Raw genomic sequence first — 14339 nt, 5'->3', positions numbered from 1 at the left:
ATATGGCAAAAATATTTATATGCAAGCATGTTGCACAAATGGGCTGCTTGATGAGGTGCGGTAATTGGTTTATGCCTTGGCCATGTTAAGGCATATTTTCATCATATTATTTTTGGTTTTTTTGGCGCTGCCTGCGGCGGCCATGCCAAATATGGGCCATGAGATAAATGATGTGATGGAAATATATGGCGCATCAAGCATGGCCGAAAATTGTCATGAAATGGCGGCAAAGCCCGACCAGCATCCAATGAATGACAAAAATGGCGATGAATTTCATATCATGCACCAATGCATTGGCTGTATTGGCGGGCAATATATTTTTGCTGCGTCCATTATAAATAATTCAGCTCAATCAACTCCATATACATATGGGGTAAAAATTTTATATGGCAGTCATCCAATGCCCGACACCCCACCGCCAAAATCCTGAAACAAAAAAATTACATATTTATATTTTTTAAAACAGGAATTTTACATGCAAGTTAAATATTTATTTGCGGGCGCATTCACGCTCGCCACTTGGCTATTTTTTGCGCAGGCTGAGGCGCAAGATCATAGTCAAATGGATCACAGCAAAATGAACCACGGCCAAATGGCTGAAGACGAAAATCAGGGTAATGAAATGCCCACCAATGGTTCTGGAACGGCCCGATTGCCCAGCGCCGAGGGGGGTGGGCATAGCCAACATCATGCCGATGAAGAATATGGAACAAAAAAATGGAAGGTCATGGCGCATGGATTTATTAATGGCGTTTACACCAATCAAACTGGGCCACGCGGTGATGATAAAGCATATGTCCAATCCATGTTAATGTTGATGGCAAATAAAGAAATCAATTGGGGCAAGGTGCAATTTCGCAGCATGAACAGCCTTGAACCATTAATGTCCAATCGCGGATATCCCAATTTATTTGCCACGGGAGAAACAGCGGGCGGCGAACCATTGGTGGATAGACAGCATCCGCATGATTTTTTCATGGAATTATCGGCGCGGGTGGATGTGAATATAACGGATAATGCGGCATTATTTCTTTATGGTGGACCGGTGGGTGAGCCCGCCCTTGGCCCATCGGTATTTATGCACCGTGGGTCATCAAAATATAATCCCGAAGCGCCCATTACCCATCATTGGTTTGACAGCACGCATATCACCTATGGCGTTATAACAACGGGCATAGCGACGCAAAAATTGCAATTGGAGGCATCGGCATTTCGGGGGAGAGAACCCGATGAGGAAAGATGGGGCATTGAAACGCCAAAATTGGATTCATGGAGCGTGCGGGCAACATTTAACCCCACGTCAAATTGGGCGATGCAGATAAGCACAGGCCGGTTAAAATCGGCTGAGGCCGCACATCCCGAGGATGATGAACAACGCACCACCGCGTCAATAAATTATGCCAATGAAAATGGACTGTCGGCAATGGCGGCGTTCAGCAATAAGGATATTATTGGCGAAGAAAATTACACCGCATGGTTGGGCGAGGTAAATTGGGATGTAAATGAACGGCACAGCATTTTTGGCCGTTTAGAAAATGTCCGTAATGGGGAATTGTTTCCCGATCATCATGACCCATATCATGATGAAAATTTCCGGATTAGCAAATTTCAGGCAGGCTATGCCTATCGATTGCCGATAACGGGCCGTCTTGACCTTGCGCTAGGTGGTTCGCTCTCTGCCTTTATTAAACCAAAAATATTGGATGCATTTTATGGCAATAACCCCATGGGCTATAATTTATTTATCCGTTTAGATTTGGGTAAATAACAGGAATTTTGGGGACGGTGCATATAAAGGGTGACAATGTTTAATCGGCCATTTATCAATGTGGATATGAAAAAATATCTTATTGCTTTATCGGTTTTTGCCACATTTTTCACCGCCCCATTTTCCCTATCCAACATCGCGCAGGCACAGGCGCAGGCACAGGGTTTATCGGATGTTGATACGCAAAGTTCCGAAAACCGCTCCGTCACCATTTTAATTTCCATTGATGGTTTTCGGCCCGATTATTTGGACCGTTCTATTACTCCAGTGTTGAATAATTTGGTCGATGCGGGGGCAACCGCGCGGATGCGGCCTTCCTTTCCCACCAAAACATTTCCCAATCATTATACTTTGGTAACGGGAAAACGGCCCGATCATCATGGCATTGTGGGCAATAGCATGATTGATCCGGCGCGGCCGTCTGTTAAATTCTCCCTTGGCGATGCACGGCAGGCTCTTGACCCATTTTGGTGGGGACAGGCCGAGCCAATTTGGGTGACGGCAGAAAAACAGGGCATACGCACCGCCACTATGTTTTGGCCGGGCAGCGAGATAGAATATGGCAAAATCCGGCCGACCGATTGGCTGCGTTTCGACCAAAATATTGATAATGCACAGCGGGTTCGTACCGTGGTGGATTGGATGCGGCGACCCGCCGCCATTCGGCCCAAATTGGTGACATTATATTTTGATACGGTGGACACAGCGGGGCATAGATTTGGTCCGGATAGCGATGAAGTAAATTATGAAATTGCCAAAGTGGACGGAGAAATAGGCAATTTGGTGATGATGTTGCAATCCATGAATATACAGGCGAATTTGGTCATTGTGGCGGATCATGGGATGATGGCGACCAGCGATGAACGCGTCATTCAATTAAATGATATTTTGCCCAAGGAACAATATATTGCGGTGGAAACCGGACCCTATGCCGCCATTGAACCCGAAGCAGGCACGGATAATTTGGTTTATGATGCGCTGATTAAGGCGGGTGGACAAAGACCGCATGAACATATGCAATGCGTGCGCAAAGAAAATCTTCCCGAACGTCTCCATTATGGCAGCAACGCGCGGGTGGCGGCGATTATCTGTCTTGCCGATGCGGGATGGACGATTTTGTCCGGCCCTTCGCCCTATCCGGTAAAGGGCGGGGCACATGGATATGATAATGATGTGGCAGAGATGGACGCGCTTTTCATTGCGGCGGGCGTAGGTATAAAACGGCAGGAAAAGCCATTGGAACGTTTTGATAATGTCGAAATTTATGGGCTTATCGCCGCATTGGCTGGTATTACTCCATTGCCTAGCGATGGCGATGATGAAATTGCCAAGAAAATAGTGAAATAATGGGGGCAGATAATGGCTGAAGCATTTATTTATTTTGAAGATATAGAGGTTGGATCAACACAGAAATTTGGCCATTATGATGTCACGCGTGAAGATGTGGTCGATTTTGCCCAAAAATTTGATCCGCAGGCATTTCATCTGGATGATGAAGCGGCGGCGAAAACCCATTTTGGCCGTTTATCGGCCAGCGGCTGGCACACATGCGCCATGACGATGAACATGTTGGTCGCCAATATGGCCGAAACGCGTCAGGCAGGGCTGGGGTCACCTGGTATAGATGAATTGCGCTGGTTAATGCCCGTTTTTCCTGGGGACAGTTTGCGCGTGGAAAGCGAGATTTTGGAAAAACGCAGATCGCAATCTCGGCCCGATATGGGCATTTTTAAAAGCCGCGTTATCGTGTATAATCAGGATAATCGGCCTGTATTATCCATGATTAGCAATGGATTGATTGTGGTTCGTGACCCCAGCGCCCCTATATAATTAAATTATAAAGGCTTTGCCGGCATTAAACGGGCAGCGCCAATAAATCATGCGGGTTAATACCGCCATCCTTGCAAAGGGAAATTGCATGATGATATTGATCCGCCGCGCCGATATTTAATCTTTTGCGCGCATCGGGCAATTGTTCGGACAATAATGATATAATGCTTTGCTCAACGATGCGTTTTGCCGCCGCGCCATTTTTCTGTGCTTGCCGAATTGCAGAGAAAACGGGAATGCCCTTTGGAATGCGTTTTTTAACCTCCCACCCACCGGCATAGGCGATGAAATAGACGCCCAAATTTTTATTCTGGCTATATGAGAATGCCAACACACATTGCTCACCAAGTGGGTCGCGGCCATAGCCCGTTAACACATGAAATAAATCATGCGTGTCACGCAAACGGTCGCCATATGCCTGTATTTGGTCATTATATTGGGGGATAGAGCCGCTAAATTTATCATATTCTGCGACCAATCCAGCGGCGCTTAACCCCTCGCTTTCCATGAAATCACAATATGCATGGGCCACGCTGCCCATTGGGGTTTTGCGCAATGTGGCATGATCATCCAAATATTCAACCAAATTATTTTCGTCGTTTAAGATTTTAATCCCATAGTCACTGCGGGCGAATTTTTCCGCCTCACCAATGAATTTTTTCCCGCGCAGGCTGTCTATAATATGGAAAACTTGTTCGGTATCTTCCTTATCCGCGATTAAATTACGAAAATGACGCAGCGCCTTTATGGGCCGAAAATTGCTGTGGCTGCGGCGGGGGTCGATGATGATTTTATTGTCCATTTTATAAACCTTTTGGGCGGTTAAGTTTATTGAGTCTGATACTATATAAATATAATTACTTACAACAATGTTAATAATCAAGTAAAAATGCTGATTGAAAGATATTTTTTATCGGCTTAACGCTTAATATATGAAAGAACATGACCATATTCCATATTGCGCCCTGCCCGAATATAGTGATCAGCAGCGCATCTCCCTTGCCAAACAGGCATATGTAAATCTGAAAACTAGGCGGACTTGCCGCCATTTTTCTGATGAGGCAGTCCCCATAGAGGTGATTGAATATGCTTTATTGGCGGCGGGCACTGCGCCCAATGGGGCAAATCATCAGCCATGGCATTTTGCGGTTATTTCCTCACCGGAAAAGAAGAAAGAGCTTCGCGAGGCGGCCGAGCATGAAGAGCGCACATTTTACGAAACCAAGGCAAGTCAGCAATGGTTGGACGCGCTTGCTCCATTGGGGACTGATGCGGACAAACCATATTTGGAAACCGCGCCTTTTTTAATCGCCATTTTTGGCCAGCGTAAGGGCGGTATGAATGCCGGTGACATGAAACAAAATTATTATGTCACCGAAAGCGTGGGAATTGCCACGGGAATGTTAATCCACGCATTGCATCAGGCGGGACTTGCCACATTAACCCACACACCAAATCCCATGGGATTTTTGAACAAATTATGCGATCGGCCCGATCATGAAAAGGCGGTGATGCTTTTGGTGGTCGGCAAACCGGCAAAGGATGCGACCATTCCCGTTCATGCAACCCATAAAAAGCCGTTGGCTGACATATCCTCTTGGTTATAATAATGTAATAATGCCAATTTTATGAAAGGCGCTCGCCATGCATGTTAAGCAAGAAGGCATGAAACGCCATATCAGCATGGATGCGATGCGCGGATTTGCGGTAATGGGCATATTGGTCATGAACATATTGGCATTTGCTCTGCCGGAAAATGCCATTGTTAATCCAAAGGCATGGGGCACGGCAAATGCGGCTGATTTATGGGCATGGGCTTTATCTACCATTTTCGTTGATGGTAAAATGCGCGGGCTTTTCTCCCTATTATTCGGGGTGAGCATGATGTTGATTATCGAGCGCGCCGAAGCAAAGGGGGAAAATGCAAAAAAAGTGCATTTCGCCCGTATGTTTTGGCTCTTAATTTTTGGCTTATTGCATTATTTTTTCATCTGGTGGGGCGATATATTATTTTTATATGCAATTGGTGGCTGTGTCGCATGGATGTTTCGCCATCAAAGCGTAAAGTCGCTGTTCAAAATTGGCGCGGGCATATTTGTGACATCCAATATGTTGCTTGCCATTATAATGGGGAGTATATTTTTTGTTAAAATCGCCGCCGAAGCCCCAAGAGCAAGCAAGGCCGAAGTTTCGGAATATGCCCAATTGCAGCGCGAATTTGACGAAGAATATAATATCGAAGAGGTGACATTATATCAGGGAAGCTATAGCGAAATAGTACAGCACAAAATGACGGATGAAACATTTGGGCCGTTAAATTCGTTATTATATCTATTTACTGAAACCCTGCCCCTCATGCTATTTGGCATGGCATTGATGAAAAGCGGATTTTTTACCGGCGGCTGGTCAATTGAGAAATTGCGCAAATATGTATATTGGGGAATTGGGGCTGGGGGCATCCTATCCGCCATCCTTGCCATGATAATATGGCAAAGCGGGTTTGAGGTGATTCTGGCGTTAAATGCCTATGTCATTTGGTTTGCGCCGATGAAGATGATGATGACATTTGGCTATGCTGCATGTTTAATGTTGTTCATCCACCAATATGCACATGGCGCATTTATGGAGCGGGTGGCTGCGGCGGGGCGCATGACATTTTCAAATTATATCGGCACCAGCATATTGATGACCAGCATTTTTTATGGCTATGGCGGCGCGCTTTTTGGGGAGGTGCCGCGCGCCATGTTGTATTTTTTTGTGCTGGGGGGCTGGGCAGTCATGCTGCTTTGGTCGAAACCCTGGCTCTTATCATTTCATTATGGGCCGCTTGAATGGTTATGGCGTTCATTATCGCGCGGCGCATTTCAACCAATGAAAAAATAAATTTACACTTGCTATTGCAATCCATTCGCAGTAATCGTTAATGATATTAAGTCGCAATAATGGATTCGACATCATGGTAATATGTGTTTGCAATGCTATCCGGGAAAAAGAACTGCGTGATGCCGTGCGTTCGCCCTGTGAAAAGCCGTGCAGCGTATATGCCCGTTTGGGCCGTAAACCAAAATGTGGACAATGCCTCTCATTTGCAAAAGATATTATCAGCAATCAAGCTGCAATCGTTTAGCAATAGCGTTATTATAAACGTCAGAAATCCTTAATTTTCTTGGCCTTCAGGGCTTTTCAAATGATGTTATTCACCCTATATATTATCTGTGAATAAAATATGGCTGCCAAGCCAAAATAAAATTAAGGAAGATAATTATCATGGGTGACGCAAGGGTCAAAGATCCAAAAATAATCGAATTTTTGAACGAAGCATTAAAAAATGAATTGACCGCAGTGAACCAATATTGGTTGCATTATCGGATGCTGGATAATTGGGGCATTTCAAAATTGGCGGAATTGGAACGCCACGAATCAATTGATGAGATGAAGCATGCGGATCAATTGGCCGAACGTATTTTATTTTTAAACGGACTGCCCAATTTCCAACTTTTGGGCCGGTTGAACATTGGTGAAAATGTTGAGGAAATTTTGCGCTGTGATCTGGCCCTTGAAAATGTGGCCATCCCCTTATTGCGCGATGCAGTTGAATATTGTGAAAAGGCGCGTGATTATGTGACGCGCGATTTATTCGCCAGCATTTTGGAAAGCGAAGAAGAACATTTGGATATGCTGGAAAAGCAATTTGACTTAATTGAGCGTATGGGAATTGAAAATTATATTCAGCTTAATTCCGCACCCGCGAGCAGCGATTGAACCAAAATCACATTGCCAAATATCAATGGGCAATAATAAAATTGATTAGCCTGTCATCCGTAAAAAAGATGACGGGTTAATTTATTTAATGCGATGACAGGCCAAAAATCGCGGTGCGCGGGCTGTTTTGTTGTCGTGAAACAAGGGGGTTTGCCTCAGCATCAAAGGCGGCCAAGCTGGTTTCAAATAATTCACGCAATTTCACCACATCGGACAATAATTCCTCTGGTGTTTGTTGAATTTCCACAAAATGGCGCGCTGTCATTTCGATATTTTCCGCCAAAAGTCCTAGCTTCACCGCGCCAAATTGCCATGCTTCAGATTTTAAAGTATGTGCAGGGATGACTAATTTTGCTGAACTATTCTCACGCAGCGCACTTTCAATGGCCGCAACCGATTTAATACCATCTTCACGAAAATAACCCAAAATGCGTGCGAAATTATCGCCAAGCATTGACCTAGTCTCAGAAAATACTTTCCAATCAATAATTTCGCCGTTGCTCAAGTCCATTTTTACACCTATTGTTCATGCGTGTTTAGACGCGATTTTTCCTATCTTACCCTCTATTAGTAAACAGAGGGTTGACGCCCATGAAAGCAAGTAAATAAAGCGTCTTGAATCGATTAAACGGACAAGTGGCGGAATATTTTACATATGGGGTTTTAAAAAAATAAATCGACTATTTTGCACGCGGCCCTTGCCAAATGAATTTAAATTCGCCATAGGGCGGGCAACGAGCCGAACCGTGACATGAAAAAAGTCTCAGATATTGTCGGCACATTCCCCGAACGCGAAAGCACAATATACATGACTTATTTTTCTGAACTTGGGCTCGCCGAGCCCATCCTTAAGGCTTTGGCTGCTTCTGATTATAGCGAGCCTACACCCATTCAACGCCAAGCAATTCCAGCATTATTGGAGGGGCGCGACCTTTGCGGTATCGCCCAAACCGGTACTGGTAAAACCGCGGCATTTACTTTGCCCTCATTGCACCATTTGGCGAATAATGTCGTGCCTGTTCCTGAAAAGGGATGCCGGATGCTTATCCTATCGCCGACTCGCGAACTTGCCGCCCAAATTGCGGAAAATGTCCGCAAATATGGCCGCAACTTAAAATTTAATGTCCAATGCGTTTTTGGCGGCATGCCCATTTACAGCCAGAAAAAGAAATTGGCGCGCGGTGTTGATGTTCTTGTCGCGACACCGGGCCGCTTGATTGATTTGATTGATCAAGGCGCGTTCCATTTAAACGGCGTGGAAATTTTCGTTTTAGACGAAGCCGACCAAATGATGGATATGGGCTTTATCCATTCATTAAAACAAATTGATAAAATGTTGCCGAAACAGCGTCAAAGCCTGTTCTTCTCTGCCACCATGCCAAAGGCGATTGAGGAATTGGGCCGTCGTTTCTTAAACAATCCTGTCCGTGTTGCGGTAACCCCCGAATCCACCACGGCCGAGCGTGTTGATCAATATGTGACCTTTGTGAACCAGCATGAAAAAAATGCGCTGTTAATTCACCGTTTGCAAAATGAAAATGTTGAACGTGCATTGGTTTTTGCGCGCACAAAACATGGCGCGGACCGTATTGTGCGCCATTTGGCGGGTGCGAAAATTCGCTCTGCTGCCATTCATGGTAATAAAAGCCAGGGGCAACGTACTGCCGCGATGCAAGATTTCCGCAGTGGCGAGATTAAAATATTGGTCGCAACCGATATTGCCGCACGCGGTATTGATGTCCCGGGCGTAAGCCATGTTTTCAATTTTGAATTGCCCAATGTTGCTGAACAATATGTGCACCGTATTGGGCGCACAGCGCGCGCCGGTGCCGATGGCGTGGCGGTTAGTTTCTGTGCAAAGGATGAGCGGGCCTATTTACGCGACATTGAACGATTGACCAAGGTAAAGGCAACAATTGTTGAATTGCCCGAAAATTTCCGCAATATCGTTGAAAATTCACCCGCACCTATTGCGGTGAAGGAACAACGTGGCGGGCGCAGCCTGCGCGGCGGCGGCGAAGGTCGTGGTGAAGGACGGGGCGGCGCACGCGGCGAACGTTCCGGTGGCGGTAGAGGCCGTCCCGACCGTGCACGTGGCGATCGTCCAGAGCGCGGCCGCGGTGACCGTCCAGAACGCGGCGCAAGAGAAGAATTTAGAGGCAAAAGCCACCACCGCGCCGATGGCGTTGGTCGTAATGACAGCGGCCATGGTGATTGGCGTCCCGAACGGATGCAAGGTGAAGGCGGAGGTGATCGTCGTCCAAAATTAGACGCGCCACGCGGCGATCGTTCATTTGGTGATCGTCCCCGTTCAGATAGGCCGCGTTCAGATCGCCCTCGTTCGGATAGACCACGTGAAGATAAGCCTCGCGGTGATCGCCCATTTGGCGACCGCGCTCGTTCGGATAGACCACGTGAAGATAAGCCTCGCGGTGATCGCCCATTTGGCGACCGCGCTCGTTCGGATAGACCACGTGAAGATAGGCCACGCGGCGACCGCCCATTTGGCGACCGTCCCCGTTCAGATCGTCCTCGTTCAGATAGGCCTCGTTCGGATAGACCACGTGAAGATAGACCTCGCGGTGATCGTCCACGTGGTGACCGTCCTGATCGTCCCCGTTCAGATAGACCGCGCGAAGATAGGCCACGTTCAGATAGGCCTCGCGGCGATCGCAATGATCGTCCCCGTTCGGATAAACCCCGTTCGGATAAACCGCAGGCTGGCAAATTTAACAATTATGTGAAACGCGCCCGTTAATATTGGCGGCATAGATATAAGAAAAGGGGCAATTTACTGCCCCTTTTTTTTACCCATAATTTTATAATATGGTAAAATTTAATGCCTGAAATGGCGCATTGCGGTAAAGACCATGGCAAGGCCGGCTTCATCAGCGGCATCAATAACCTCTTGATCGCGCATCGAACCGCCCGGTTGAATGACGGCGGTTGCCCCTGCCTCCACTGCGGCCAATAATCCATCGGCAAAGGGGAAAAATGCATCAGATGCTACCGCGCTGCCAATGGTGCGTGATGCATCCCAGCCATAGGTTTCTGCGGCCTCCAACGCCTTTGCCGCGGCAATGCGTGCGCTATCGCGGCGGTTCATTTGCCCCGCGCCAATGCCAGCTGTCATCCCATCTTTGGCATATACAATGGCATTTGATTTAACATGTTTTGCCACCGTCCATGCAAAACGGCAATCGGCCAATTCTTGCGCGGTTGGTGCACGTTTGGTCACGATTTTCAATTCATCATCGGCCACATGACCATTATCGCGGCTTTGCAATAAATAACCGCCGGTAATATTTTTTACCATTAAGCCGGGGCGGGCGGGATCAGGCAATTCACCGGTGATAAGCAGACGCAAATTTTTCTTTTTGGCAAAAACGGCGCGCGCCGCATCATCGGCGGCGGGGGCAGCGACGACTTCGGTGAAAATTTCGGTTATTGCCTCTGCTGTTGGGCCATCCAATGGGCGGTTGACCGCAACTATTCCGCCAAATGCCGACACGCTGTCGCATTGCAGTGCGGCATGATAGGCATCAATTAAATTATCCGCGCTGGCCACACCGCAGGGATTGGCATGTTTCACAATGACCACGGTGGGCGGGCCGTCGCGAAATTCGCTGACCAATTCCAATGCGGCATCGGCATCATTATAATTATTATAGGATAATTCCTTGCCCTGCACCTGCTCAGCTGCGCTAATCCCGCGTGCGGCCATGCCCGTGGGTAAATATAATGCCGCCTGTTGATGCGGATTTTCGCCATAACGCAGCGTGCTGGCCAATGTGCCTCCAAAGGTAAGGGTTTCGGGGAATAATTGTCCCTGATCGGCAAAGGCGAACCAGCTTGCAATCATGCTGTCATATGCGGCTGTGGCGGCATATGCCTTGGCCGCCATTTTCCGGCGAAATGATAGGCTAGTCGCGCCATCATGCGCCGCCAATTCGGCGATTAAGCTTTCATAATCGGATGGGTCGGTAATGATGGTGACGGCGTCATGATTTTTGGCCGCGCTTCGCACCATTGATGGGCCGCCAATGTCAATATTTTCGATAATTTCATCGCGGTCCGCGCCCTTGGCCACGGTTTGGGCAAAGGGATATAGGTTCACAATGACCAGATCAATCGCCTCAATCTCATGCGCTTTCATGGCCGCGACATGTTCTTCATTATCACGCACGGCAAGCAAGCCGCCATGCACCTTGGGATGCAGGGTTTTGACGCGCCCATCCATCATTTCGGGAAATCCGGTGACATCGGAAATATCCGACACCGTCAACCCCGCATCGCGCAGCGCCTTTGCCGTGCCGCCGGTGGAAATTAACATCACATCGCGCTGGGCCAATGCTTGACCCAATTCGACAAGACCATTTTTGTCCGATACCGATAATAATGCCCGTTTTATGACGCGATTGTCCATGATGTACCCCTTATCCAATAAATTGAAGCGACCAATTGGTGGATGATCCGCCCTGTTCGCTTTTATGCGTTAAAATTATTTGCTGTGTCTCTGCTGGCTCGCCTTCTTCATTGACCCACAGGCTGTCTTCTACATTAACCTCGCATTGCGATGCCTGAAATAACCAGCTGCTGCCATCGCGCAGCCGCAACAAAATTGAACCCTTTTCTTCCCCGCTATATAAATCAATATTCGGGCCAAGGTGAAATCGGATTTCATATTGGGTTTCGGCCTTTGGCTTTGCCTTTTCGGCGGGCAATAAAATATCACTGCCGCGCATTTCCAATCCATCTGACCTCAGGGTGATGCTGCGTTGATGGATGAAACCGAAATTGCGCACATATCCATCATGGCTGGCGGTTAGGCGGGTTAGCTGGTCCTCATCTCGCCGTTCCAAATCGACAATATTTACCCCCTTGCCCAATTTTCCTTCGGGTAAAATGGCGGTGCTGTTCACATTTTCAACGCATAATGTGCTATGCGCTGCCGTGGTGCGCAGGCCGCGCGCTAAATCAGCGGGCAGCGCGTGGCTGGCCAAGGCGCCGCCACCGCAATTGATAAAGATGCGTTGGGCGGCAAATGAAAATTCAATGGCCAAGGTGGAGGCACAGCTGACCCAAGCATTTTTGGCAAGCGGTGGTGGGCCAGCATCGATAATTAAAACCGATTTGCCGGCAGATATGCGTTGATATCCCCAAGTTTTGGATTGGCGTTGCGGCCGCGCTGTAACGGGGGAGGCGGATAATATTTGTTCCACCAAATTGGTCGTACCATGGCCCGAACCCTGCCATGCGCCCAGACCGCCATCACTATGCCTTAGACATAAAATCGCCGGGATGATTTTGGCAATATGCTGGTCCAAAAATTGCGGGCGCATCATGCCGCGCGCGGTATAAATATTTGCTGTTAAAATTAATAATTTGCAGCACTCAATTAACTGTGCAGGGGAACGTGATGCCAAGCCGCCATCATTATAAATTGCCTTGTCCAATGCCTTTTTTAATGCATCCTGACCAATGGTTAAACGTTCCTTGCCATCGGGCAATAATAAACCGGCGGCGAGCACACCGCACCAAATTACCACGCGCACATAATCATGTTTAATCATGGGCGCAATTTTGTCCATTTCATCGGCCATATCGGCAAAATGGTTCAAAATATCGCGGCGATAATCGCTATTCCTGCTGGATAGGATTAAGGGCGCATGATGCGCCATATTGATAAAGCGCCAGACGATATTATCCCCGCGCCATGCTTCATTTTTTACATTACCGCCATTTTCTTCAAGCCAAGCAGCACAATATTTCTCCGCAATAGCGATAATTTGCCCCCGATTGGCACAGGCGGATAAATCACGCAGCCAATCCATTCGGTGCAAATAATCGGTAAAATCAGGCGGAATGACGGGCGCGGAAAGATTGGCATCGCGCATGTCCAAATCCATGCCGCGAAATTGCATTTTACCTGCGCGCAGCGCCGATCCGCGCACTTCATCACCCGAAAAAGGATCAATGGGTGCGGCCAATAATTTTAACGGCGCCTTTCCCGATAATCGCGCGCGGTGCAATGGCGTGCGCCATATTGTGCGATAATATGCATGGCGAATTTTATGGAATATGGATTGAAATCCGCCTTCTGCATCCTGCACTATTAATGCATGGCTGGAATCAATATTGTCCATTTTATTTTCAACAATATGGCCAGATTGATTGTCATCGCGCATGTTGGGGGCATCCGCTCTATTATTCATTGTCCGCGCAGGGCGGCGATATTTTCGGCATATTTATCTGGGCCGCCGGTAAAAGTGGCGGTGCCAGCAACCAACACATCGGCGCCCGCCGATATGGCAAGCGGCGCAGTGGCACGGTCAATACCGCCATCCACTTCCAAGCGGATATCACGGCCTGATGCATCAATCATTTTGCGAATGGCAGATATTTTTTCAAGCTGGCTATGGATGAATTTTTGCCCACCAAAACCGGGGTTCACACTCATCACCAAAATTAGGTCAATATCACCCATTATATGGTCAAGACAGCTTAACGATGTGGCAGGGTTTAGCACAATTCCTGCGCCCACACCGCGTGCTTTAATGCTTTGCACCGTGCGGTGCATATGAGGCCCTGCCTCTGGGTGAAAGGAAATAATATCGGCGCCGGCATCGGCAAATGCGTCAATATATTGATCAACGGGTGAAATCATTAAATGAACGTCAAATGGCTTTTCACTATGTGGGCGCAGGGCCTTTACCACCTGTGGCCCGATGGTGATATTGGGCACAAAATGGCCATCCATCACATCAATATGGATCCAGTCACAGCCCGCCGCATCAATACGCGCAATTTCTGCCCCCAATTGGGCAAAATCGGCGGAAAGGATGGACGGAGCAATTTTGATATTATTGGTCATGCCGCCTCATAGACTAGACCCATGATTTTTGGCAAGATGCAGGGGCCGGATTCACGATGTTTATTTCTATAATATATATAATATTATCAAATCTGCCGATTTATT

At 47.7% G+C, this 14339-nt stretch carries 13 protein-coding genes and 1 pseudogene; 9 read left to right on the top strand and 5 right to left on the bottom strand.

Annotated features, from left to right (window positions below; translation table 11 throughout):
- The first annotated feature begins 82 nt into the window (after window positions 1-82).
- The 4 genes from LPB140_RS00770 (at window position 83) to LPB140_RS00755 (ending at window position 3598) form a co-directional block, all read left to right on the top strand.
- The gene (locus LPB140_RS00770; RefSeq protein WP_156874080.1) at window positions 83-430 is read left to right on the top strand and encodes a hypothetical protein; all 348 of its coding nucleotides are present in this window, start codon (window positions 83-85) and stop codon (window positions 428-430) included.
- Between the two features lie 45 nt (window positions 431-475).
- On the top strand, window positions 476-1768 hold the full coding sequence (locus LPB140_RS00765; RefSeq protein WP_083549774.1) for a hypothetical protein: 1293 nt from the start codon (window positions 476-478) through the stop codon (window positions 1766-1768).
- Window positions 1769-1834: 66 nt separating this feature from the next.
- Window positions 1835-3115, top strand: coding sequence for an alkaline phosphatase family protein (locus tag LPB140_RS00760; RefSeq protein ID WP_083550442.1), 1281 nt, complete (start codon window positions 1835-1837; stop codon window positions 3113-3115).
- A 12-nt stretch (window positions 3116-3127) separates the two neighbouring features.
- Window positions 3128-3598 carry a MaoC family dehydratase gene (locus LPB140_RS00755; RefSeq protein ID WP_072558257.1) on the top strand — a complete coding sequence of 157 codons (471 nt, stop codon included), beginning with the start codon at window positions 3128-3130 and terminating at the stop codon, window positions 3596-3598.
- Between the two features lie 25 nt (window positions 3599-3623).
- Here the strand turns inward: LPB140_RS00755 and LPB140_RS00750 are convergent, their stop codons facing one another.
- Complete coding sequence (locus LPB140_RS00750) at window positions 3624-4400, bottom strand: Coq4 family protein (protein WP_072558256.1); 777 nt, start codon at window positions 4398-4400, stop codon at window positions 3624-3626.
- Between the two features lie 130 nt (window positions 4401-4530).
- On the opposite strand from LPB140_RS00750, the gene LPB140_RS00745 reads away from it, so the two are divergent.
- From LPB140_RS00745 to bfr, 4 genes are all read left to right on the top strand, one after another.
- Window positions 4531-5205 (top strand): nitroreductase family protein, encoded by a 675-nt coding sequence (locus LPB140_RS00745; protein WP_072558255.1) that lies wholly within the window; start codon window positions 4531-4533, stop codon window positions 5203-5205.
- 37 nt (window positions 5206-5242) lie between these two features.
- Window positions 5243-6481, top strand: a complete 1239-nt coding sequence (locus LPB140_RS00740) for a DUF418 domain-containing protein (protein ID WP_083549771.1) — start codon at window positions 5243-5245, stop codon at window positions 6479-6481.
- A 73-nt stretch (window positions 6482-6554) separates the two neighbouring features.
- A complete protein-coding gene (locus tag LPB140_RS00735; protein ID WP_072560076.1) occupies window positions 6555-6725 on the top strand; it encodes a (2Fe-2S)-binding protein in 171 nt (56 codons plus the stop codon).
- 140 nt (window positions 6726-6865) lie between these two features.
- Window positions 6866-7360 carry a bacterioferritin gene (bfr, locus tag LPB140_RS00730; RefSeq protein WP_072558254.1) on the top strand — a complete coding sequence of 165 codons (495 nt, stop codon included), beginning with the start codon at window positions 6866-6868 and terminating at the stop codon, window positions 7358-7360.
- 85 nt (window positions 7361-7445) lie between these two features.
- On the opposite strand, the gene LPB140_RS00725 is transcribed toward bfr, so the two are convergent.
- A complete protein-coding gene (locus tag LPB140_RS00725; RefSeq protein WP_198024130.1) occupies window positions 7446-7871 on the bottom strand; it encodes an Hpt domain-containing protein in 426 nt (141 codons plus the stop codon).
- A 297-nt stretch (window positions 7872-8168) separates the two neighbouring features.
- On the opposite strand from LPB140_RS00725, the pseudogene LPB140_RS00720 reads away from it, so the two are divergent.
- Window positions 8169-9545 (top strand): annotated as a pseudogene (locus LPB140_RS00720) (DEAD/DEAH box helicase); the annotation flags it as partial.
- A 651-nt stretch (window positions 9546-10196) separates the two neighbouring features.
- Here LPB140_RS00720 and purH read toward each other — a convergent pair.
- From purH to rpe, 3 genes are read right to left on the bottom strand one after another with little or no spacing between them, the layout of a single operon-like run.
- Entirely contained in the window at window positions 10197-11786 is a 1590-nt protein-coding gene (gene purH / locus LPB140_RS00715; protein WP_072558252.1) for a bifunctional phosphoribosylaminoimidazolecarboxamide formyltransferase/IMP cyclohydrolase, read from the bottom strand.
- 10 nt (window positions 11787-11796) lie between these two features.
- Window positions 11797-13575 (bottom strand): heparinase II/III family protein, encoded by a 1779-nt coding sequence (locus LPB140_RS00710; RefSeq protein ID WP_072558251.1) that lies wholly within the window; start codon window positions 13573-13575, stop codon window positions 11797-11799.
- A complete protein-coding gene (gene rpe, locus LPB140_RS00705) occupies window positions 13572-14234 on the bottom strand; it encodes a ribulose-phosphate 3-epimerase (protein WP_072558250.1) in 663 nt (220 codons plus the stop codon). The genes LPB140_RS00710 and rpe overlap by 4 nt, the downstream gene beginning before the upstream one ends.
- Between the last annotated feature and the right edge of the window lie 105 nt (window positions 14235-14339).

It is taken from the genome of Sphingorhabdus lutea (assembly GCF_001889025.1).
Lineage (GTDB): Bacteria > Pseudomonadota > Alphaproteobacteria > Sphingomonadales > Sphingomonadaceae > Sphingorhabdus_B > Sphingorhabdus_B lutea.
Note: the sequence above shows the minus strand (reverse complement) of the source record. Positions and strands in the feature narration are given on the sequence as shown.